The sequence below is a fragment of the Pararhizobium sp. A13 genome (genome assembly GCF_040126305.1).
Lineage (GTDB): Bacteria > Pseudomonadota > Alphaproteobacteria > Rhizobiales > Rhizobiaceae > Pararhizobium.
In genome coordinates this window covers 970,982-993,041 of sequence record NZ_CP149511.1, presented here as the reverse complement: position 1 = coordinate 993,041, position 22,060 = coordinate 970,982, and the positions used below count along the sequence as shown (strand labels likewise).

At 60.5% G+C, this 22,060-nt stretch carries 19 protein-coding genes and 4 pseudogenes; 12 read left to right on the top strand and 11 right to left on the bottom strand.

Annotated features, from left to right (window positions below; translation table 11 throughout):
- Nucleotides 1-25: 25 nt before the first annotated feature.
- The 4 genes and pseudogenes from WI754_RS26355 to WI754_RS26340 all read left to right on the top strand — a co-directional run bounded on the left by WI754_RS26355 (nucleotide 26) and on the right by WI754_RS26340 (nucleotide 3,294).
- Nucleotides 26-1,198 (top strand): polysaccharide pyruvyl transferase family protein, encoded by a 1,173-nt coding sequence (locus WI754_RS26355; protein ID WP_341486945.1) that lies wholly within the window; start codon nucleotides 26-28, stop codon nucleotides 1,196-1,198.
- On the top strand, nucleotides 1,173-2,333 hold the full coding sequence (locus WI754_RS26350; RefSeq protein WP_341486944.1) for a glycoside hydrolase: 1,161 nt from the start codon (nucleotides 1,173-1,175) through the stop codon (nucleotides 2,331-2,333). The genes WI754_RS26355 and WI754_RS26350 overlap by 26 nt, the downstream gene beginning before the upstream one ends.
- Before the next feature lie 90 nt (nucleotides 2,334-2,423).
- Nucleotides 2,424-2,561, top strand: a pseudogene (locus WI754_RS26345) (sugar phosphate nucleotidyltransferase); the annotation flags it as partial.
- Nucleotides 2,562-2,583: 22 nt separating this feature from the next.
- The gene (locus WI754_RS26340) at nucleotides 2,584-3,294 is read left to right on the top strand and encodes a sugar nucleotide-binding protein (protein WP_349437967.1); all 711 of its coding nucleotides are present in this window, start codon (nucleotides 2,584-2,586) and stop codon (nucleotides 3,292-3,294) included.
- A 205-nt stretch (nucleotides 3,295-3,499) separates the two neighbouring features.
- Here WI754_RS26340 and WI754_RS26335 read toward each other — a convergent pair whose 3' ends face one another.
- Nucleotides 3,500-4,258: a GGDEF domain-containing protein gene (locus tag WI754_RS26335; protein ID WP_349437966.1), complete on the bottom strand. Its 759-nt coding sequence runs from the start codon at nucleotides 4,256-4,258 to the stop codon at nucleotides 3,500-3,502.
- 356 nt (nucleotides 4,259-4,614) lie between these two features.
- Nucleotides 4,615-5,678 (bottom strand): annotated as a pseudogene (locus WI754_RS26330) (ATP-binding protein).
- 397 nt (nucleotides 5,679-6,075) lie between these two features.
- Here WI754_RS26330 and WI754_RS26325 point away from each other — a divergent pair.
- From WI754_RS26325 to WI754_RS26310, 4 genes are all read left to right on the top strand, one after another.
- Nucleotides 6,076-6,207: a hypothetical protein gene (locus WI754_RS26325; protein WP_341486942.1), complete on the top strand. Its 132-nt coding sequence runs from the start codon at nucleotides 6,076-6,078 to the stop codon at nucleotides 6,205-6,207.
- A 53-nt stretch (nucleotides 6,208-6,260) separates the two neighbouring features.
- Nucleotides 6,261-6,674: an MbcA/ParS/Xre antitoxin family protein gene (locus WI754_RS26320; protein WP_341486941.1), complete on the top strand. Its 414-nt coding sequence runs from the start codon at nucleotides 6,261-6,263 to the stop codon at nucleotides 6,672-6,674.
- Nucleotides 6,668-7,366 carry an RES family NAD+ phosphorylase gene (locus WI754_RS26315; protein ID WP_341486940.1) on the top strand — a complete coding sequence of 233 codons (699 nt, stop codon included), beginning with the start codon at nucleotides 6,668-6,670 and terminating at the stop codon, nucleotides 7,364-7,366. Before WI754_RS26320 ends, WI754_RS26315 begins: the two co-directional genes overlap by 7 nt.
- A gap of 254 nt (nucleotides 7,367-7,620) precedes the next feature.
- Nucleotides 7,621-8,046, top strand: coding sequence for a VOC family protein (locus WI754_RS26310; RefSeq protein ID WP_341486939.1), 426 nt, complete (start codon nucleotides 7,621-7,623; stop codon nucleotides 8,044-8,046).
- Between the two features lie 300 nt (nucleotides 8,047-8,346).
- Here WI754_RS26310 and WI754_RS26305 read toward each other — a convergent pair whose 3' ends face one another.
- From WI754_RS26305 to msrB, 3 genes and pseudogenes are all read right to left on the bottom strand, one after another.
- Nucleotides 8,347-9,585: a bifunctional alpha/beta hydrolase/OsmC family protein gene (locus tag WI754_RS26305; RefSeq protein WP_341486938.1), complete on the bottom strand. Its 1,239-nt coding sequence runs from the start codon at nucleotides 9,583-9,585 to the stop codon at nucleotides 8,347-8,349.
- A gap of 226 nt (nucleotides 9,586-9,811) precedes the next feature.
- Nucleotides 9,812-10,315, bottom strand: a complete 504-nt coding sequence (msrA, locus tag WI754_RS26300; protein WP_341486937.1) for a peptide-methionine (S)-S-oxide reductase MsrA — start codon at nucleotides 10,313-10,315, stop codon at nucleotides 9,812-9,814.
- Nucleotides 10,316-10,757 (bottom strand): annotated as a pseudogene (gene msrB, locus WI754_RS26295) (peptide-methionine (R)-S-oxide reductase MsrB).
- 364 nt (nucleotides 10,758-11,121) lie between these two features.
- Here msrB and WI754_RS26290 point away from each other — a divergent pair.
- The 3 genes and pseudogenes from WI754_RS26290 to WI754_RS26280 form a co-directional block, all read left to right on the top strand.
- Entirely contained in the window at nucleotides 11,122-11,421 is a 300-nt protein-coding gene (locus WI754_RS26290) for a DUF1778 domain-containing protein (RefSeq protein ID WP_341486936.1), read from the top strand.
- A 3-nt stretch (nucleotides 11,422-11,424) separates the two neighbouring features.
- Entirely contained in the window at nucleotides 11,425-11,931 is a 507-nt protein-coding gene (locus WI754_RS26285) for a GNAT family N-acetyltransferase (protein WP_341486935.1), read from the top strand.
- A 480-nt stretch (nucleotides 11,932-12,411) separates the two neighbouring features.
- Nucleotides 12,412-12,617: pseudogene (locus tag WI754_RS26280) on the top strand (helix-turn-helix domain-containing protein); the annotation flags it as partial.
- 9 nt (nucleotides 12,618-12,626) lie between these two features.
- On the opposite strand, the gene WI754_RS26275 reads toward WI754_RS26280, so the two are convergent.
- The 6 genes from WI754_RS26275 to WI754_RS26250 form a co-directional block, all read right to left on the bottom strand.
- Nucleotides 12,627-13,826: an ABC transporter permease gene (locus WI754_RS26275; protein ID WP_341486934.1), complete on the bottom strand. Its 1,200-nt coding sequence runs from the start codon at nucleotides 13,824-13,826 to the stop codon at nucleotides 12,627-12,629.
- 5 nt (nucleotides 13,827-13,831) lie between these two features.
- Entirely contained in the window at nucleotides 13,832-14,974 is a 1,143-nt protein-coding gene (locus WI754_RS26270) for an ABC transporter permease (protein ID WP_341486933.1), read from the bottom strand.
- Nucleotides 14,974-15,681, bottom strand: coding sequence for an ABC transporter ATP-binding protein (locus WI754_RS26265; protein WP_341486932.1), 708 nt, complete (start codon nucleotides 15,679-15,681; stop codon nucleotides 14,974-14,976). Before WI754_RS26265 ends, WI754_RS26270 begins: the two co-directional genes overlap by 1 nt.
- Nucleotides 15,678-16,811: an efflux RND transporter periplasmic adaptor subunit gene (locus WI754_RS26260; protein ID WP_341486931.1), complete on the bottom strand. Its 1,134-nt coding sequence runs from the start codon at nucleotides 16,809-16,811 to the stop codon at nucleotides 15,678-15,680. The genes WI754_RS26265 and WI754_RS26260 overlap by 4 nt, the downstream gene beginning before the upstream one ends.
- Nucleotides 16,812-16,880: 69 nt before the next feature.
- Entirely contained in the window at nucleotides 16,881-17,897 is a 1,017-nt protein-coding gene (locus WI754_RS26255) for an AraC family transcriptional regulator (protein ID WP_341486930.1), read from the bottom strand.
- Between the two features lie 348 nt (nucleotides 17,898-18,245).
- Entirely contained in the window at nucleotides 18,246-20,174 is a 1,929-nt protein-coding gene (locus WI754_RS26250; RefSeq protein WP_341486929.1) for a HAMP domain-containing methyl-accepting chemotaxis protein, read from the bottom strand.
- A gap of 858 nt (nucleotides 20,175-21,032) precedes the next feature.
- Between WI754_RS26250 and WI754_RS26245 the strand changes: the two genes are divergently transcribed.
- On the top strand, nucleotides 21,033-21,962 hold the full coding sequence (locus WI754_RS26245) for a calcium-binding protein (protein ID WP_341486928.1): 930 nt from the start codon (nucleotides 21,033-21,035) through the stop codon (nucleotides 21,960-21,962).
- The last annotated feature ends 98 nt before the right edge of the window (nucleotides 21,963-22,060 follow it).

Sequence of the window (22,060 nt, the reverse complement as noted above, 5' to 3'; positions counted from 1 at the left end):
CCATTTATCGGTTCAGAGGATAGTTATGCGTATTTTGCTAACGGGAATTCCGTCTTATCTGCAGAGAACGATTGCGCAGGTTTCGGGCACGACTGTCGTCCACCGGCCCTATTTTGACGAGACCAGCACCAAGAAGGACCTGATTTCCCAGGTCAGGCGGATCGCCAATACCGGCAACTACCTGATCGGCGAGGGCGCAGCCGAAAGCCTGCGCGGTCATGACGTCACCTACCTGCCGTTCTGGCACCTCGCCAACAACCGGGGATCAGAAGACGTCTACGAGCGCGTCAACCGCGAGTTCGATATTTGCGTTTTCGCCTCCGCCAACCTCTTGCGGCCCGGCTACTCCGCGGACCTGGAAGCCGAAGTCTTCGCCAAGCTGAAGATGCCGGTCGTGGTGATGGGCATCGGTATCCAGCGCAAGGAGGGTCTCAAGGAACTACTGCCGGCCGGTACGCTCCAGTTCCTTGAGGTTTTGAGGAAAAAGGAGAGCTTCTTCCTTACCCGCGGCTATTTCACTGCCGAGTTTCTCAGGGAGCAGGGCATGAAGTTCGTCAAGCCGACCGGCTGCCCATCGCTCTATTTCGCTCCGAACGAGATGAAGCGGTCACTTTCCGCGCTTGCCAATCCGGGACTGGTAGAAGCCCAGAAGATCGCCTTCGGCGGCTATCTCGGCAGTGTTGCCGATACGATCGTCGACGCCCATGCGTTGCTTAAGCCCGACAGCGTGGCAAGCTATGTCGTCCAGGACGAGATCGTTGCCTACAACCTCTCCCTGACCGGCGACGACAATGACATCGTCTATGACCGGGCGAGCGGGCGCATCACTGGCGCGACCGAATACAAGCATTCGGAAAAATGGCAGCGGAAATCCGAGCTGCTGGTCTATTTCGACACGAACCAGTGGCGGGGCGCGATGTCCTCGCGCGATCTCTGCTTCGGCCGCCGTTTCCACGGCTGCATCATCGGTATGCAGGCCGGCACACCCGCCCTCATGATCGCGGTCGACGACCGCATGCGGGAAATGCTGGAGTTCATCGGCTTCCCCTATATCGAGGCAGCCACCTGGAACAGGGAGGCGGACAAGCGCGCCTATCTCGCCAACTTCCTCGGCAAGATCGACACGCAGGCCGTGATCGACCGTTATTCCGCATGCGAGGCGAATTTCCGCAATGCTCTGGGGCAGATCGGACTTTGAGCGGATGAGGGGGGTGGCGCAAACGCGCGTGCCCCTTGCCTGCGCGCTGGCAGTGCTCTGGGCCTTTGCCCCGGCGCTGCCGGCGGGCGCTGACGATGTGCTCTCCGGTCGCATCGGCATCAACCGCGTAAACCTAGCCTGGCTTTCCCGCGGCGATCAGGAGCGCGTGCTGAAGGAAATCGCGGCAAGCGGCATCACCCATGTCCGGCTTTCGCTGTCGAGGCCGGTGGAGAAGAGCATCGAAGCGCTGGAGATGGCGGACCGACTGGGGCTGAAAATCCTCCTCGAGATCCAGCTCGGCAACAAGGACTACTATCCGGCGGAGGTGCGCCCTCGCACCGGTTTCGGCCGCATCTGGGATGTTCAGCGGCTTTCGGATCTCGATCTCGATCTCTACCGAGCGCACCTGCGCTCGGCGCTTCGCCGCATTGACGGAATGGGCATCCGCATCGACGCCGTCGAGCCCGGAAATGAAATAAACTACAGCGCTTACAACGGCGACCTCGTCGTCTATGAAAAACCTGGGTGGCAGACGCCGCGCAACGTTTCGGAAGTCGCAAATCGCTCGGCCTTCGAGCGCGGGCTCGACGCATATGTCGGCGCCGTCCGGATCACCCGAGAGGAATTGCGGGGGACGGTGCATAGCCGCGGCGCGCTTCTGATTTCTGCCGGACTTTCCGATGTCGGCGCAGACGAGGCCGACTATCGCGGGATGGAACGGCTCGATCCCGGCGCGTTTGTCTCACTCCTGCGGGAACGGGGGATCGACGCGTTGATCGATGGCTATGGCATTCATGTCTATCCGGGGCGCAAAGGTGACGCGGCGCTTGCACGCTATGTGACGACGCTTCTCGACTTTTGCCGGCCTGAAGGGGAAGGTAAGCCGTGCTGGGTGACCGAATGGGGCATTGCCAACACCGCTCTTTCCTGCCCGGTCGACGATCGCGAGCGTGAAGGAGCGATCCGTGCCGTGCGCCGCAGCTTCGCGGAGCTGATGGAGAAGGGAAGGCTGAAAGCGGCCTTCTACTATGACTGGGACACCCAACCGGTCTACAGCGTCTGGCGTTGCGGCGCCTTGAGCCCGGCCGGCGTTGCGGCCACCGAACCAGATACCGGTGAAGGATCGGTGAGATGATCAATGTGATCTGTCCCGTCCCGTCCTGTATTCTCGGTCCGAGCGTGACCGCGGTGGGTGGTGCGTGGAAATGGCAACGGGAGAAACTGCATGAAAGAGATCATTCTGGCAGGCGGCAGCGGAACGCGGCTCTAGCCCGTTACCATATCGGTTTCGAAGCAACTGCTGCCCATGCACGACAAACCGATGATCTACTATCCACTGGGCACGCTGACGCTGGCGGGTATCACTGCCGGACTAAGGCACTGGGATGAATGTGCGGGATTGGCTGCATGTGGAGGACCATGTACGCGCACTGAAAAGCTACAACATCGGCGCACGCGCCGAGCGCTGCAATGCTGCCGTTGTTGAGCGCATCTGCGATCTCCTCGACGGTCGGCGACCGCGCGAGCTGGGCAGAAGTTATAGCCATCTCATCGCGTTCGTCCCCGACCGCGAGACGGATGCGCCGGCGCCCCTGAACGTCTACGGCGCTTCCAAGCTCGCGGGCGAAATCGCCGTGGCGGCGGCGAGCCCTCGCCATCTCATCTTGCGGACGAGCTGGGTGTACAGCTCGTTCGGGACGAACTTCGTTAAAACTATGCTGCGGCTGGCAAGCGCACGTAAGGAAATCGCGGTCGTCGCAGACCAGCGCGGCAATCCCTCGTCGGCGCTCGACATTGCAGCCGCCGTTCTGCGCGCCGCCGTTGCGATGGGTGAGGGCGGGGCGTACGGTACCTATCACCTCGCGGGAAGCGGCATTACTTCATGGGCCGATTTCGCGCGTCATGTGTTCTCCTCAAGCCGCGCTCGTGGGGGGCCGTGGGCGGAGGTTCGTGACATAACAGCCGCCGAATTTCCCGTGCAAGCACCGCGCCCATTGAACACGCAACTGTCCACCACCAAGTTCGCCGCGGCATTCGGCTGGACCATGCCGCATTGGCCGCGGTCGCTTGACGAGGTGGTGGGACGGATCTTCTAGGACGCCGCGGGTTAGCACATACCCATAACTCCGCGGCGCGCCGCATTCAGATGATGGGCAACGGCGTCCGTGGCTGCCGCGTCGATACCTCAGGGTCGATTGCCCGACAGTGGAAGCGTTGCATAGGCGGCCACAACGGTTCGCATTCCGCGCCCCTGTACAGAATAAGGCGACGCCCCGCAGAGCAGGCCCGAAAGCCTCCCTGTCACGAAAACAGCTCCCGGAATAGGAGGGGGCCAGCCGCTTCCTCCGCAAGGGCGGCGTGGTTAGCTGCCTCGCGGAGTGCCTGAAAGTCGGCCTGGTCCCCGACCCTGGTACCGCCAAGCCGCACCGTCACCGATATATGGCGCTCTTGCCCGGCTGTGAAGGTGGTCTCGTCTATCCGCGCGCGGATGCGCTCGCAGATGTCTCTGGCGTCTTCCGTTGTTGTGCCTGGCAGATAGATCCCGAGTTCGTCGGAGGCAAGGCGGGCGACGAGATCACCATAGCGCACGGAAGAATGTACGATCCGAACAATCGATTGAAGCAGCGTATCTGCCCATTGCGGGCCATAGCGGCGACCGATCTCATCGAAATTGCCGACCCTGAGAACGAGCATGACGCCATCCGGGCTTTCAGCAGTGCTCAGGCGCCTGCGGTCTATCGCATGCTCGACCGAGGTCGCAAATGCGTTGGCGCGCAGTGTACCCGTGACGGGATCATGACGGAGTGCGTGCTGAAGTTCTTTTTGGATCTCACGAAGCGCTTCGTTGCGTAGACAAAGCGCAAATTGAAGCGGAAATGTAGCAGCTGCCGTTATTGACGCCACGGCGGTCAATTCTGCCCAAAACGGACGGTCGGGAATAAGCAGGCTTATTACGCAAACGGCTGCGATCGCTCCAACGGCACAGGCAAGGGCGCCGAGCGTTGCTATCTTGATATGCGGGACGATTACGGCTTGGCGAGAACAAAATTGCAGAGTCATCGGTAAACGGAGCTTTTGCAGGGGTCGCTATCTTTGAGGGATTCGGTGAAAATATCAGGTGAATAAATCTGATGGCATTTTAGCAATGGTCCACGCAAAACTTGACCATCACGCCAACCAGATTGCGGGCCCGTGAGGCCCAGGCCAATGCGCTCGTTCAAAAAAACCATTCGCACCTGCTGCGCTGGCACCGCGAGTATTTGCTTCTAACACAGAAAACTCTCAAGACCCGCAGTTCGATTCCCATCAACGCGAGAAATCACAAGTCTCTGCGCAATCAGGCCCCCTGCAACCACGCTACAGCACGCCACGCTAGCCGAAACTACGATTCATCCCGTTGGCTTCTGCAATCATTCTCAGCCCCACATGCTGGACAGCGGCACCGCGGCCAACTTGTCGCCGAACGGCACGACATCTGTATTGTCGTAGAGGACGACGCCGAAGGCGAAACGATCGCCGCAGGCCTCGGCAAGTGCGCGGAGCCCTCCGAAATCGCCGGCCTTGACCGTGGCGCTGGCCTTGACCTCGATGCCAGCGATTATCCCGTCGTCGCGTTCCAGCACGATGTCCACCTCGCGCATGTCCCGATCCCGGAAATGATATGGTGTCAGCCGCAGGTCCGAGGCCGTCATTAGCTTCAGGACTTCGGAAAACACGAAGCTCTCCAGCAGCGCGCCGAATGTTCCGCGATCCGCCTTCACTCGGTCGAAGGTGAGCCCGCGCACACTGGCCAGCAGACCTGAATCGAGGAAATGCAGCTTGGGTGTCTTGACGATGCGCTTCAGTGTATTGGTGAACCATGGTTGCAGCGTCGCGACCAGGAACACCTGTTCGAGCAGCCCGACATAACGCTGCCCCGTTTTGTGGCTGACGTTGATGCTGCCGCCGAACTGCGAGTAGTTGACCAATTGACCGGAATGTTCGGCCAATAGCCGCACGAACTTCGGCAACTCGGTCAGCTTCTCCACATCGGCAATGTCCCGCAAATCTCGGGTCAGGATCGAAGTTAGATAGGAACGGCCCCAGTCCTGCCGCCGCCGTTCGCTGTCGCGGCTGAGAGTTCCGTTGGCTCAGTAGCTTCCCTTCGAAGAGGCGTTCCAGAAAGGTCGGCGTCCGGCCTTCGATCTCGGCCCGCGCCAGCGGCAGCATTCGAATGGTCTCCATCCGTCCGGCCAGACTGTCCGCAATCCGAGGTAAAGTCAGCACGTTCGCCGATCCGGTAAGCAGAAACCTGCCCGGACGATAGTCCTCATCGACTGTCTTCTTGATCGCCAGCAGTAGGTCGGGTGCGCGCTGGATCTCGTCGATGCTGGCTCGATCAAGGCCCCGAATGAAGCCAGCAGGATCGGATTGCGCGGCTTCGAGAACCGTCTGGTCGTCGAGCTTCCTCCGCGCGCTGCTCTACAAACCTCTCGAACATGTCTTCCACGAATCTCGGACGATTGGAACTATCGTTCTCGGCTAATTGGAAGTCAACTTGCCGCTAATTGGAACTTGTAAGATCGCAATCTGGAGGAAGAACGCCTTCCCCCCGGCCGGCTGTTCGTTGCCAGCCGTAGAGGCCGGTACTGAAAATTGACTTGGGGGACCCAACAATTTTGCGATCAAGCGGCGTGTGAGGCGCGTAGCCAACCACAGCAGCCCATGGACCACGTTATGGGACGGGGTTAGACACCACCAAAATGCCGACGGCCTCTCCTCTCCAGCCCTACACCCGCAGGCGGGATACCGGCCCGCGAATGGTTATGGGGCAAGTGCCACAAGATTCCCGTAACCTCTGATGCTATCTCCTGGGCCTGGCCCAAGGAGTATCGCGTATGGCAGTTGTCGAGGAATTTGAGCAGAAACTGGCGGACCTAGCCGCCCAAATCCAATGGGAGCGAGACGAGATCGTCGTTCTCGAAAGCCCGTCCGCTGTCGATGTGATGCGGTCGTACGAAAGAGAATAGGCTTTGCCAATTGGCAACAATGTGCTAGTTTTCTGTCAGAAAGAGAGGATGCCATGCTGCTCCAACCTATTGCGTCGACTCCCTTCAACAGAGCATCGGCTGAAATCACCGATGTGGAAGCAGGGGCGCTCGCCCGCACGACGGTGAACCTCTTCAACGCTTGGAAGCTCACAGACGCGCAGGCTTGCACCTTGCTGGGTGGTTTGTCAGCCCGCACTTGGGCACGGTGGAAAGAAGGCAACGTGGGACGTGTCGATCGAGACCTGAAAATGCGGATGGCTCACCTGATGGGTATCCATAAGGGGGTGCGACACCTGTTTAAGGACGCAACAAGGGGATATGAGTGGATCAAAGCGCCTAATACGGCCTTTGGCGGCAAGTCGGCGCTAGACGTGATGCTTCAGGGCGAGCTTTCTGATCTTGCCGTGATGCGTGAATGGCTCGATGCGGAGCGGAGCGCATGGTAAGTGGCCTTGCTGTCCGTTCCCATGTACAGTGGCCTAAAACCTACCGCATCATTAGATCGATCCATCCGCCTATCGATTTGTTCGAGGACATCGCCGACCCCCGCGACTGGGAGGCCCTTGTCGCCGTCGAGGCGAAAACGAATCCACGCATTCGGTTTGAGGTGGGCGATCTTGGCAAGGTGCCCGCGAACCGTCGCGTTTCGGGCACCGGCGCTAGTTATGTAATGGCCCCATTTGTCCATTGCTCAACAGGGCGGCCGGGACGCTTCACGGACGGAGGCTATGGTATCTACTATGCAGGCGACAGTGAAGAAGTCGCTGTCGCCGAAACAATACATCACCATCAGAAGTTCATGAGTTCAACGCCCCAGCCTCCGGGGTGGACATCGGACTTTCGTGTCTTGGTGGGCAGCGTGGACCGGGCACTAGACGACGTGAACGCGGTGCCTGACGTCCTGCATCCGCACGATTACACCGCTTCCCAAGTTGAGGGACGTGGACTTCGGGCAGCGGGAAGCGATGGTCTCTTGTGGAACAGCGTTCGAATGCCTGGTCAACGTTGCATCGGCATCTTCTGGCCAAACGCCATAACCATTCCTGTCCAAGGGCGGCACTACTGCTATCACTGGAACGGCATGCGGGTAGATTTCGTGCGTCAGTACGACACCGGGGCAGTACTGGCGGTAATTTAACGGGTGGCTTGTGGCACTTGCTCCATAACCATTCGCGGGCCATTGTAACGGCATGTATCGCCGCTCTCTTCCCGGGTCTGCATTGCGATAAAGGGAGTTGTATGAGTGTGTATCAGCCCGGCAATTTGACACAGGTCGATACACACTAGCTGCATTTGTGAAAAATTCGATACACAAGAAGCGCGCAAATCTCCTCTGCGAGCCGGGGATGGTGTCACCACCCTAGCCGCCTGTAACGTAAGAGGAAGATCGTAATGAACGATATCACAGCTCAGCCCGAGAAGCCGCGCGGGCTGCCGGGGCACTCCACCGTAGGCACCAATGATCTGGATGCTGCAGCGGCATTCTATGACATGCTGCTCGCCGTATTCGGAATCGGGCGCGTTCTCGTTCAGCCCGGTAGGGCTGTCTATTATGGTCACAAGACCCTCGAATTCGGTGTGATCAGCCCCTTCAACGGCGAGCCGGCAAACGTCGGCAATGGCGGGATGGTCGCGTTCGAAGCTCGTTCCCGTGTTCAGGTTCGGGAGGCGCATGCGGTCGCTTTGGCGGCTGGCGGCTCTGACGAGGGCGCTCCTGGTCCGAGAGGGGAAAACTCCGACGGCCCGTACTGCGCATATTTCCGCGACCCTGAAGGCAACAAATTCCTAGTGTACAGGAAGGGGCCTGACGAGGCTTGACCATCGGGTATCACCTTTGACCGGGCCACTGGATCTTCAGAGCGATGATCCGGTGGCTGCAGACCGAATTCTTGAACCCAAACAGTGTCGTGCCAGCCGCATTCGACGGCCGGCATCCGTTCAGGTGCCGCTCAATTGGGGGCATCTTCCTTCTCGTAGGGTCGGATATACCAACAAGACGGCCGGCCTTGACCGGGCAAGGCCTCGCATGTCCATCTCGCGCAAGGATGACGTCCGCTTGGCCGGCGGCGGTATTATCGTTTTACAATCAAGGGCCCCGACGCTGAAGCTATCGTCCTGTCATTTGAAATTCTGTTTCACGACGGTTTTTATCTTTGCGACGGATTCGAGCGTGCGATGGACTGGGCACTTGCCGGCAATTTCGACGATCTTGTCGCGAAACTCCTCCGAGACCTCGCCATCGATGGAGATGACACGCTCGAAATGGTCGATCCGGGCGCTGCCGCTGCGTTCCGTTTCGGAGCACTCCTCGCAATCCTTGGCATGGATCTTCGCATGCGACACGTCGACGCCGATGCGCCCGAGCGTCAGCTTCTTGTGATCGGCATATAGGCGTAGCGTCATCGACGTGCAGGCGCCAAGTGCGATAGACAGAAAGTCATAGGGCGATGGTCCAGAATCGAGCCCGCCCACCGTTTCGGGTTCATCGGCGAAGAGACGGTGGCTGCCGGCCTGAACCGCATTCTGAAACCTGCTTTCCCCGGTCTCCGTCACGCGGACATGTTCGATCGGCCCCGTGCCATGCGGCGTGTCGGCGGCGAGATAGCGCGTCAGCCATCCCGAAATGATCCGTCCGGCGAATGCCGCGTCCTCCGGGTTGCTAAGCAAGTGGTCGGCCTTGTCTAGCGATATAAAGCTCTTGGGATGTTTAGCCGCGAGGAAGATTTCCGTGGCGTTTTCGATTCCGACCGACTGGTCCAGCGGTGCGTGAAGGATGAGGAGCGGCTTTTTCAGGCTTGCAACAGCGTCTTTTATGCTCTGTGCGCGCGTATCCTCGACAAATTGTTTTCTGACAAGGAACTTGCGTCCGGCAAGATCGACTTCGGCCGCACCACTCTTTTCGATCTCCTCGAGGCTCGTTCCGAAGTTCTTCAACACGTGGGCCGCATCGGCCGGCGCGCCGATCGTTGCCACGGCGCGCACTTCAGGAATGTCCTTGGCGACGGCCAGGACAGCCGCGCCGCCGAGCGAGTGACCGATCAGCAACGACGGTGCCTGATAACGATCACGTAAATAATCGGCGGCCGAAAGCAGGTCGGCAACATTGGAGGAGAAATTTGTCGAGGCGAATTCGCCTTCGCTCGATCCCAGACCCGTGAAATCAAAGCGCAGGACAGCGATGCCTTCGCGCGCCAGTTCCGCTGCGATGCGGCGCGCTGCCGCCAAATCCTTGGAACAGGTAAAACAATGGGCAAACAGTGCGTAGGCGCGCAAAGGCCCGCTTGGCAGGTCGAGGCGGGCGGCCAGGGTTGCGCCGGAATGGCCGGCAAATTGAAGCCGTTGCGTGTTGAAGGCCATGGTGAAGCTCCTTCGCTGTAGGCACTGATCAATCCACATCGGCAACAAGATCGACCGTCCCGACGCCTGTTCCAAGCTCAACCTTCGCTCGTATATCTGTGCCGCGCTCGGAAGACGTGGCAAACTGCATGGCGTACTCACTTCCGTGCGCCCTGCGTATCGCCGGGCCATTCGGAGTTGACACCAAGACGACAGTAATCGCCGGCCGAAGATAGGCGGCCGGCTATTAGGCCGCCGACCGCCGGGGCAGCACCCAGTTGGGACGCGGGTAGTGGCAGGTATAGCCATTAGGGTAGTGCTCCAGGTAATCCTGGTGCTCCGGCTCCGCCTCCCAAAAGTCTCCCACCGCCTCGACTTCAGTCACCGCCTTGCCCGGCCACAGACCCGAAGCATCGACGTCTGCGATGGCGTCCTCGGCTATTCGCTTCTGCTCATCGTCGACGTAGTAGATGGCGGACCGGTAGGAAACGCCGATGTCGTTGCCCTGCCGGTTCTTGGTGGTGGGATCGTGGATCTGGAAAAAGAACTCCAGTATCCGCCTGTAGCTGATCGTCTCGGGATCGAAGACGATCTCGATGGCCTCGGCGTGGGTGCCGTGATTGCGGTACGTCGCGTTCGGTACATCGCCGCCGGTGTAGCCCACGCGGGTCGCAATGACCCCGGGGAGCTTGCGGATCAAGTCTTGCATCCCCCAGAAGCAACCACCAGCCAAAACAGCTTTCTCGGTCATTTAGATCTCCTCTACCTGGTCGATAAACGCGCCGTAGCCCTCAGCCTCCATTTCCCCGCGCCGAATGAAGCGGAGCGCTGCAGAATTGATGCAGTAACGCAGGCCGCCCCGGTCTGGAGGGCCGTCGGGAAACACATGGCCGAGGTGACTGTCGCCATGCTCGGAGCGCACCTCGGTGCGGGTCATGCGGTAGGAGTCATCCTGCAGTTCCTTGATATTTACCGATACGATCGGTTTGGTAAAGCTCGGCCAGCCGCAGCCGGAATCGAACTTGTCGGCCGAGGCGAAAAGCGGTTCGCCGGAAACGACGTCGACGTAGATCCCCGGCACTTTGTTGTCATGATACTCCTGTAAAGGGGCGTTCGGTGCCGTTCAGCTGGGTTACCCGATACTGCTCGGGCGTAAGCTTCCTGACCGCTTCGTCAGTTTTTGTATAGGTCATTTGCCCTATCTCCGTTCCTGGATTTGTTACCCAAATATGGCGAAGGCCCTCGCGATCAAGGCGCGTATCGTTGGGGATCGCCGTGATGGTGTCCTCGACGGACGCGCCGGTTCAAAGGCGAACAGTCGGCGTCAGCAGGAGTGGATGCGCGCATCACGGAGTATGCCAGCGAAGAACAGCGTGCGCTGGCATAGTGAATGACCCATGAAAACTCCGCGAAACCGGTTCCTGACGCATGCGAGCTCCTCGGTGGCTGTTCTCAGAATGCCCTTTTATCGATGCTGAGCAACCCTCGAACGGAATTCACGTTGGCGTATTGCATTTAGCGATACAAGGCCCTATCTTCCGCTCAAGGAGATAAGCCATGACCACCACCGTCGAACGCAAGGAATACCCGATCGCAATGCGTCTGCCCGCCGCGGACGTTGCAATGATCGATCGTGCTGCCGGCCTACGCGGCCGCTCGCGCACGGACTTTGTGCGCGACGCCGCCGTGCGCGCGGCCGAAGAAGTCGTCATGGAGCAGGGGCTGGTCCGCATGAGTCCTGAAGGATTCGCCGATTTCATGGAAGTCCTGTCCCGTCCGGCAGCTCCGGTTCCCGAGATGGTGGAGCTTGCCAAGCGGCCCGCACCCTGGGAACCCGGCTACGTGGCGAAGCGGTGAGACGTGTCGCTATCGGCTCCCGAACCGCTTACCGCCACGCATGACGTTTCCGACTTCTCCTGCGGCAAACCCACGCTCGATCGCTGGCTGAAGACGCGCGCCCTCTCCAATCAGCAAAGGGGCTTCACGGCCGTTCTCGTCGTCCACGAGGCCGGGCGGGTGGTCGGCTACTACGGTCTTGCCCCTACGGCTGTGGTTCCCTCGATCTTGCCGCGCTCAATTCGGACGGGGCAACCACCCGATCCGGTCCCCTGCCTGCTTCTCGGTCAACTCGCCACCGATACGGAATGGGCGGGGTGCGGCATTGGCACGGGTCTGGTGAAGCACGCCCTCCAGCGCTGCGTTCAGGCTGCCGCACTGATCGGCGGGCGGGCCTTGATGGTCAATGCCGTCGACGAGGAGGCCGCTGAATTCTGGCGGCGGCGAGGTTTCATGCCTTCGAAGGACGATCCGCTCATCCTCTTCCGCTCCATCGCAGACATCGCCGCATCGCTGGCGGATTTCAGGTAACCGTTCAATGGCGGCTCCGTCCCGATCCGCGCGACTTGCCTCCGGAGTGGACGCGTCCGTATCCTCGCCGATCATACGGACGCATCGATGAGATTCGCGTGAAGCCCACGCAGTCTCTGATGAAATTGATGTACAACCGGTCTATCTCGCCACCGCAGGATGTGAGGGATCGTTACTCAGAACTCGCTCAGAGGGGCGTACTCGATAAGGGCTTTGTCCAAGCCGAGCTCGGCGACTTGGCTAAGGACCGCAGAAGAATCCTGATGATAGCTGAATTTCCTAACAACACGCGCTGCATCAATGCGCCGAATAACCTCGTGAAAATGAGGATGATCGACCTCGAAAACCGAATGCACCATCACAAACACGCACTTCACTGACCCAGGCGCAGTGCAGGAGTTTCAAGCCAGTCGAGCATGAACAAGGTCCTCGCGGATGTAGGCGTCCCTGGCCCAGTCTGGCATTGGCCATGCGCGACAGGAGCGAACAAAAGGCGGTATCGCGGCCGCGCGGGCAAAAGGCAAACAGCCTGGCAGGCAGCCGCGCGACATGAAAGGGTCGAAGCGGCGATCAAACTCATCGAGGCGAGAACGCCGCCTGCCGAAGCGGCTCGGCAACTTGGATTTGGACGCTCCACCGTCTATCGGGAAATGCGCCGTTTGGGTATGAGCCGGCCGGCTCAATAAACATTTTTGCTAACCTCGTGCCCGGAGCGCCGCCGTCAGCGGCAGCCTCGTTGCTGCGATTGCGGGAAGCGCGCCGCCGAGGATACCGATCGCGAGGCCGAGAAGGCCTGAGGTCAGAATGACGTCCGATGTCACTGTGAGCTGGAAGGCCATGCGAGCGTTGTTCGCGCCGATGGTGCTCGCCTGCCAGCCGTTGACGATCAGCCAAGATGCCAAGAGGCCGAGGATGACACCGGCACTTGCGAGCAATATGGCTTCGACCCATGTTCCGAGAAAGGTCGAGAGCCGGCTGAAGCCGAGCGCGCGGACGGTGGCGATCTCGACGGTCCGGTCGGAAACGGAGCTCATCATTGTGTTGAGTGCGCCCGCCGTCGCACCCAAGGCCATCAGCAGCGCGACCGGCCAGCCGAACATGCGGATCAGACTTGCCGTTCGTCCGGATTGCGCGAAATAGAGATCGGCTTCGGATAAGGCCACCAAAGGCGTGGTGGTGATCGTGGCGAGCTTGTCCTGCAACAGTTTGATGGAGGCCGGATCGGTGAGGCGAAGCCGGAGGCTCTGGACCTGCCCCTGCCGGTCGAAGGCCGAGCGTACCGCATCAAGATCGGCCCATAGTTCGGATTCGAAGGCGCTGCCATGGGCGGAAAAATGACCCACTACCGTCCAGTCGACCGCACCGAGCCGGACGGAGTCACCGACGCCCAAACCAAATTCACCGGCGAGACGGTCGCCGACCACGATCTCGCGGTCACCTGGCGTGAAGTCGCGCCCCGCCGAGAGGGTGATGCCATCGCGGATCGCTGTTCCTGCCGCATCCATGCCGCGCAGGGCCAACGTCCGTGTGGCTTCGTCCGCCGCCTCCTTGACGTCGACGGGCACAACGATCTCGCGGGACGCGACGAGATTGCCTTTGGCATCTCGAGTAACACCCATGTCGCCGGTCATGGCATCAAGCGTACGGATGATGGCTGCGGGGATGTCCGAGCCCGTCTCCTGATTGGTGCCGCCGCCGAGAACGACGGCCACCAAGGGCGAGCCGGCTCCGGCCAGCGCCGTCTCGAAGCCTTTCGCCATGGAAAGAAACCCGGCAAGCACGCAGACCACAAACGCGACCGACAGGGCCATGGAGAGTGAAATCGCGAGACGGCGCGGGAGGCTGGAGAGGCTAGCCCGGATCATCACGAGCGCTTGTTTGGTGTGGGACGACATGGGGACTACCTCGTTCTGAAAGCTTCGATGATGGAGATTCGCATCGCGTTGAAGGCCGGCAACGCACCGGTGGCAAGACCGAAGACGGCGATGATCGCAAGCGCCTTGGCGAAGATCAGCGGGGAGAAGACCAGGCCGAGTTCAGGGCCGGCAAGCGCGGTCGCGAGCTTGGCCAGGGCAAGGCCGACAGCCCCGCCGACGGCAAAGACGAAGAGGGTCTCACCGAGAACCAGCGCCATGATCCGCAACCGCGAAAAACCGAGCGTCTTCAGCACGCCGATCTCGAAGGTGCGTTCGCGTACGGCAAGAACCATGGTGTTGGCGACGATCATCAGAAGGGTAACGAAGGCGGCTCCCACAACAAGGTTCACGATCAGGCCGATATCGGCATACTGGCGCAAGAAGGCTTCGAGAAACTGCTTTTCCGATTGTGTGCGCGTTGGTGCGACAGAGTTGGCGAAGAGGGTATCTATCCGGGCGGCAATCTCCCCCGGCGGCACGCCGGCGCGCGGACGGACGATGAAGGCATCCACCGTATCCTTGCCCTTCGCCCGCACAGCATTCACATAATCGTAGCGGGCGATGATGAAGTAGGTATCGGTCGAGGCGTTCTCGCCCTCGAAGATGCCGGCGACCTCGAAGCGCCAGTCGCGGCTGCCGTCCTGTCTTGCCGTGTCGAAGGCGGTGACCGTGATATGCTGGCCTACAGTCCATTCCTGCGCATCAGCAAGCGCTCGGCCGACCAGCACCTTGTCGCGTCCCTGCCCGATTGCCGCCACGAGATCAGGCGTCAGCCCGAGGCCCCTGCCGTTGGCGGCCATCAGCAGTTCGGGATCGGCGGCACTGACGGCGACGACGTTCTTCTCGACCTCAACGAAGCCGCGCAGCCGCGTCATGTAAGCCAATGCCGCAAAGCCGGGATCGGCGGCGAGCCGGGACATGTGGGCCATCGGCAGGGGTTGCGTGCGGCCGCTGGCGCTCATGACGCCGAGGATTTCGTCGCTCGCGGCCGATGCGCCTTGCGCGCCGGCGAGGAAGCTGGCCGTGAGGCCATAGATCAGGAAGGCGACGGCGACGCAGACCATGACGAGCAGGGTGCGCAGCGGCTTTCGCCAGGCATTCCTTCGGGCGAGATCGAAGAAGGTCATCAGGCGGCCCCCTTCTCTTCGACGAAATCGCCCTTGTCGAGATGCAGTGTCCGCCTGGCATAAAGGGCTGCCTGCGGATCATGCGTCACCATGACGATGGTCTTTTCCAGCATGCGGTTGAGATACCGCAGCATCTCCAGCACCTCATCGGCGGATTTGCGGTCGAGGTCTCCGGTCGGCTCGTCGCAGAGCAACAGGCCTGGATCGGACACGATAGCGCGGGCGATGCCGACGCGTTGTTGCTGGCCGCCGGACATCATCGCCGGATATTGCTTCTCCCGGCCGGCGAGCCCGACGAGATCGAGAACTTTTTCGACCCTTATGCGCCGCTCCTTGGCCGACAGGGGCTTGAGCAGCAGCGGCAGTTCGACATTCTGCGCGGCGTTGAGCATCGGCAGTAGATTGTAGAACTGGAAGACGATGCCCATGTTGTGCGCCCGCCAGGACGAGCGCGCGGCTTCGCCCATCTGATCGAGCCGGCTGGTGCCGATGCGCAAGGTTCCGGCATCCGGTCGGTCGATGCCGGCCAGCATATTGAGCAGCGTTGATTTTCCCGATCCGGACGGGCCCATGACGGCGGCGAAATCGCCGCGCGGGATGGCGAGATCGAGGCCGGAGAAGATCGGGATCGCCTCTCCGCCAATGCGGTATCCCTTCTTGATACCGCTGAGCGCGATATAGGGGTCATGGTGGATGGTTTGTGTCATCGCGTGGTTTCTCCTGCTTCGTTGAGGGCGATACGAATGCGCGCAGCCATGTTCGGCCGGATGCCTTCGGGCGGATCGGAGAGCGACAGGCGTAGCGTCACGGTGCCCTTCTCGGCCGAGGCGACCGCTGCCAGCCGCAGCACCGCGACGGCAAAGGGCCGGTCGGGAAAGGCGTCGAGCACCGCTTCGCCGTGCAGCCCGGGCCGGAGCGCCGCAATGTTGGTCTCTGCCACGTCGGCGTCGATCATCAGCCTTGTGGCATCGGTGATCGTTAGCAGGCTCTGGCTTTCGCGAACGCTGTCGACTCGCGCCAGCAACGTGTCGCCGACATGGGCGTCAAGACGCGTGACGGTGCCTGCGAAGGGCGCGCGGACGGTGAGTTCATCCAGCTGTTCTTCGGCGATGCGGATGGAGAGCTCGGCGCTGGCAAGCTCCTGCTTGGCCTGTGCGACGGCATTGGATGCCCGCTCGGCGGCAGTGCGCGCGTCTTCGAACTGCTGGCGCGAGGCTGCGTTGCGCGCAACAAGGGTTTCGGTGCGATCCAAAGAAGAGCGGGCCTGCGCGAGATCGATGGTGCGGGCAGCAAGCACAAGGTCTGCCGCCGCCTTCGTCGCCTTTGCCTGTTCGAGCGCGAAACGGGCGCCGGCATCATCGAGCATGACCAGAACCTGACCGGCCTCGACGCGGTCACCCGCTTCGACCACGATGTTCGTGATCTTGCCTTCATACTTCGAGAAGACTGTCGTCATGCGGGGCGCGACTACGAAGCCGGAGCCGGTGATCTCGCGGCTGACCGGGATGGGATTGCGAATTGCGGATTGCTCCACGTTGCGCTCGCCTTGAGGCAGCTTCACCTCTCCGGGCACGGGAACTGAGTCGGCCGTCGTGTTCGCCGGATTTGGCAGGGCGGTGACTATGGTGTCTATGTGACGAACCACATCCGGCCGATAGAAAACGATACCGAGGGCGGTTGCGGAAATCAGCGCAGCAAGCGAGGCGAGAAGGACAAGACGCCGGAGCATTGGCTTCGGCGGCTCGATGTCGTGAGCGACGGCTTCAAGCGACAGGGACTTGAGCGTCTGGGCGAGTTTTCGGTCGTGTTCGGTGCCGAGGTTGAGATGTGTGTTCATTCGGCCATGATGACCGGCCGGAGCGAAAACGAGACCTGAAACGTGTTTGATGCCGTGCTCAATCGTGATCTAGGACTTCGATGCCTTCCGCTCGCGCCATTCGAGCGGCGTCATCTCGGTTACGCGGCGGAATTCGCGGTTGAAGTTGGACTTGGTCTGGAAACCCACGTCGAACATAATCTCGGTCACGGACCCGCCCGTTTCCGAAAGCAGCCAGCAGGCCTCCGCGATCCGGTGCTCGTTGACATATTGCGAGACATTCTTGCCTGTCGCCCGGTTGATCGCCGTAGAAATCTGGCGGGCGGGGATGCCCAGTTTGCGGGCCAGCCGGTCGAGATTGAGATCGACGTCGCGGTAGACACGCTTTGTTTCCATCAGCGCCTGAACTGCATCGATAGTTTCCTTGTCATCCGCCACCTCGGGTGTTGACCCGGCATCGACCGTCTCGACAGGCCTTTGGCTCGCGCTAGCGGCAGCGGCGGCGATCGACAGGATCGCGAGCAACGCGAGATTACCGATGGCGATTGCCGGCCGGGCGTATTGCCCTTGCGTCCAGGCCAGATCGAGAAAGACGAAGGTATCGACCGCCGCCGAGAAAAGCAGCGCAAAGGCTGCAAACAGGATGGCGCGGTAGGCGGGTGCGGCCCCCTCGAAGGGTGCTAGACGCAAAGCATCGGTCCCCGACCGCATCAGAAGCAGGATCGCAACCGCATAAGCAACGAAGATTGCAACGAGCGCCACGTCGATGGCGCCCCGCCACGTCGCCAGCAGGACGACGATGACCATAGCGGGGCCGGCATGAAGAGCAAGACGCCGCAACAGCGGCTGGTGGTTTTTGCGCACCAGAGCAGCTACCCCCGCATAGGCAAGCGGCGGCACGGTGGCGGCTCCCACGGGTGCAAGATACATGACCTCCTGCACGCCATACCCCCAGCGCAGGCCGGAGAGGACCGATTGGAACACGCTGACGAGAATGAGTACCAGAAACGGACGATTCGCAGGCCTCTCGTCGTCTCGCCGCACAACGGTGGTGAACAGAGCGATCAGTAGGATGGCGACGACGAAGGGGAGCGGGACGAACGGCATGAAAAATCCGCAGCAGGAATGACAGAGAGGCAGTCTCTGTTATCATGCACGAAGGACAACTTTACGCGACCTAGATCGCGTTCCAGGCCTAAAATTGTAGCGTTCTACGAGCCGGGAGCCACCTCGCAGCGGCCAATTACCTAGCCCCGTTGTCCGGAACCGAGCACTCTGCCCTCTTGTAAGGCTCACGCCGACGATGTCCGGCGGCGAATGCGGTACCGGGGTTGAGGGGGCCATCCGCGAGTCTCGCGGATGGTGGTCGTTCTGACGCGGACTTCCTGGTCGGTGGCTCGAATGATCAGGTACCGCTGCCGGATTCCGCCGGCGATTGCGCAAGCGGAGCCATCCTCAAAAGTCCTCCCACTCCTGTACAGCCGCGGCGGTGGCGGCTCTGCCGCCGAAGGCGCTGGCGAGTTTGTTACCCAGCGCACGGGCCGGCGAAATGACCGGCCGGCTGGTCCGGTCCACAGCGCGCGGCTGCGCGGCGGCGCCTTCGAGCGTGAACTGCGCAACGAGATTGCGCAGCTTGCCCGCTTCGAGCGCCAGGCTCGAGGCCGCCGCCGTCGATTCCTCGACCATCGCCGCGTTCTGCTGGGTGCTCTGGTCCATCGAATTGACCGCGGTGTTGATCTCGGCCAGTCCCGTCGCCTGCTCCTTTGCCGAAACGGCGATCGCGTTCATATGGTTATTGACCTGACCGATGAAGCCGCCGATCACGTTTAGCGCCTCGCCTGTGTCGCGCACCAGCTTGACACCGCTTTCCACTTCGCTCGTCGAGTTGCGGATCAGTCCCTTGATTTCTTTGGCGGCCTGGGCGGAACGCTGCGCCAGTTCGCGCACTTCCTGGGCGACAACCGCAAAGCCCTTGCCGGCATCACCGGCCCGCGCTGCCTCGACGCCGGCATTCAGCGCCAGCAGATTGGTCTGGAAGGCGATCTCGTCGATGACGCCGATGATGTTGGAAATCTGCTGCGAGCTCTCCTCGATCCGGCGCATCGCCTCCTCGGCATGCGAGACGACTTCGGCCGATTTCGCGGCACTGTGGTTGGCCTGCGTTGCAACCGTGCGGGCCTCTTCCGTCAGCTTCGTCGACGACCCGACATTGGCGGTGATCTGATCGAGGGCGGCAGCGGTCTCCTCGAGCGAGGCGGCCTGCTGTTCGGTCCGCTTGGCGAGATCCTGGGCGCCGGAGGCGATCTCGCGGGTGCCGTTGTCCATGGTGCTTATACTTTCGGCAATCGCCGCAAGTGCACTGCCGAGCTGGCGGACGGACTGGTTGAAGTCGTGGCGCAGCGGCTCGAAGTCCGGCGCGAAGGCCTCGTTCAACTGGAAGGCCAGATCGCCGGCGGCGAGACGTTTGAGGCCGGCACCAAGATTGTCGGAGGCAAAGCGCAGTTGTTCAGCTTCCATGTCGGTGCGTTTCTGGACCGCCGCCCGTTCGGCCTCCTGGCGCTGGCGCGTGGCATGCGCTTCGCCTTCAAGTCGGCTGTTGGCAATGGCGGCCTCGCGGAATACGTTGACGGCCGCAGCCATCGCGCCGATTTCGTCGTTGCGGCCGGCAAAGGGAATTTCGGCAGCGGTATCGCCGGAAGCGAGAATGCGCATCGCCCCGGTGATCCGCTGAATGGGATTGGCAATGCCGGCAGTGGCAAAAAAGATGGCGGCCGCGCCGACCAGAAGCGCAACCGCGCACAGGATATAGACCATGTTCAGCGAGTGCTCCGTAAGCACTTGGCTGTCCGCGCCCGATTGAGCCGCTCCTTCCTTGTTGATGCCTGTGATGACGTCGATCGACTTCGCCATCTCGGTTGCGAGCGGCAGCATTTCCTTGGAGATGATCTGCTTTGCTTCATCGTCCTTTCCCGCGGCTGAGACAGCCACCATCTTGGCGCCGGCCGCCTGATATTTTTCGCTGGCATCCCGTATCTTTTTCAGCTCAGCTTTTTCGCCGGCCGCACCTTCGGGCACGAGAGCGGCAAAGTCGTCGACCGCTTTGGCAAAGCGCGCCGTTTCATCGGCAATCGTTTTGGTCGCCGCGGCTTCTTCGTCGGCACTACTCGCCAGAACGTGCTTCATGTAAGCGATCCGCATATCCGAAAGTGCAGTGTCTATTTCTTTCGACCGCTCGACACTCGGCAACCAGACGTCGATGACCTCGTCATTGTTGGCACCGATTTCGCTCATCGAGGAAATCGACACCCAGGACAGTATGGCCGCAATAAAAAACATGCCGGCAACGATGCCGATCAAGGACGATTTTACGCTGGGTCGTTTCATTGCAAATTCCTTTAATTTTTGGTGCGGCGAACGTGGATCGTCGCGGTCTCAATATTTGAATCGGCAGTTGCGTGTGCTGCCGGTCCATGCCGAGGCGTCACTCTTCCAGCCACTGCTTTAGAGGAGCGCCTTGTGTTCCACCGGCATTCAGTGGAGCGCAAGGATCTGGTTGGAACGCTGGAAATAGCTCGCATCATTTAGCAAGGCGGAATGATACGAGGCGTTCACTGGACGCGATCATTGTTAAGCCGAGCGAAATCATTTCGCGGGGGGTAGCCGCGCGGAGATTGTCGATCTCCACTTTCAGCTGAGGCGGTTTCCGCAAGGAGCACTGTTTCGGGAAACGCTTTAGTTGTACCGACCTCGGTTCCGGTTTCAACACTTGGACAAGGAGCGCTGTAAAATAGTTAACAGTTTCAGATCTTTAAGTGGTTGGAGATATATGCTGCGCCTTTCGGATACCCCTTGCGCAGATCGACCAGGCGGATCTCGCCAATGTTGTCCTGGTGGAACGCGAATTGGGCACTGCTCGGGCGGCGTCGGCATCCATCAAAATCCTACCAGTCTGCCGATCACGGCGGCGGGCTGGAGCTTTGGGTTTAAGAACGCGGACGAGACGTTTCTGATCATGGCTGGCGCCAGAGGCGCGCGGCTGCTCGAAACGCTGGCTTCGTAGATCACAGCACTGTCGCTGTGGTGAAGGTCGTCACCGGGTAAAATGGCGATGGTCGCGCCGTCGAACTTCTGACGACCGGCTCGGCAACATAACCCAACATAACAGAACATTTGAAAACGCTCGTTCTTGGTATGGCTTTGGCTACCACCACGTATCGGTGGTTCGCACAAGGAAGCACTGTCATGGCAATGACCCAAACCAACTACGAATCGATTACATCCGAGACGTCTAAAGCCGCTGTACATGGCGCTGCAACAGAGTGGTGGAATCCTGACGATATCGACCTGAACAATTATGATACGCCCGACTGGTGGGATGATTTTCTTGGCCGCGGCGATCAGGTGATAAACGGCACAGCCAAAGCGGATATTCTGTTTGGGGGGCGCGGCAGCGATACGATCAGCGGCGGCAGTGGCAACGACATTCTGGACGGCGGAAGAGGGGTTGATATCCTCAAAGGGGGCGACGGCAACGATACCTACATCGTTGACGACGTCCGCGACAAAGCAATGGACGTCGATGAGGGCGGCACGGACACCGTCATTAGTTCTGTCAGCTATAGCCTGTCTTCGAATATCGAGAACCTAAGTCTGACAGGAACGAAGGCGCTTCGTGGCACGGGGAACGATCTTGACAACACCCTGCTTGGAAACGCGGGCAACAACAGCCTGAATGGTGGCGCTGGCGATGACAAGCTCTATGGCAGGTTCGGCAAGGATACCCTGACAGGAGGAGACGGCAACGACACTCTCTGGGGCGGTCTTGGCAAGGACCTCCTCACCGGTGGCTCGGGCAACGATGTGTTCGTTTACAAGACTGCAGCCGAATCCGGCCGTCTCGGCAGCGACACCATCACCGACTTTTCCAGCAACGAAGGCGACCGTATCGATATTGCGGACATCGATGCGATTTCTCGCAACGGTCTGAACCCGAATGACACTTTCACCTTCATCAGTTCTGAAAAGTTCCACGGCACGGCCGGAGAGCTTCGTTACGAGACAAAGGGTTCGGACACCTTCATCTACGGCGATACCAACGGCGATGGGGCCGCTGACTTCACCATCCATCTGGACCACGTGGTCGAGCTTGCCAAGGGTGATTTCATCCTATGATGGGTGAAGAAGGACGTGTCGCACGCCACGTGTGCGAACGTGTCTCGGCGACAACTATCCAAAAATTCCGGGGCTGTAACAAACCATCCCAGACACAG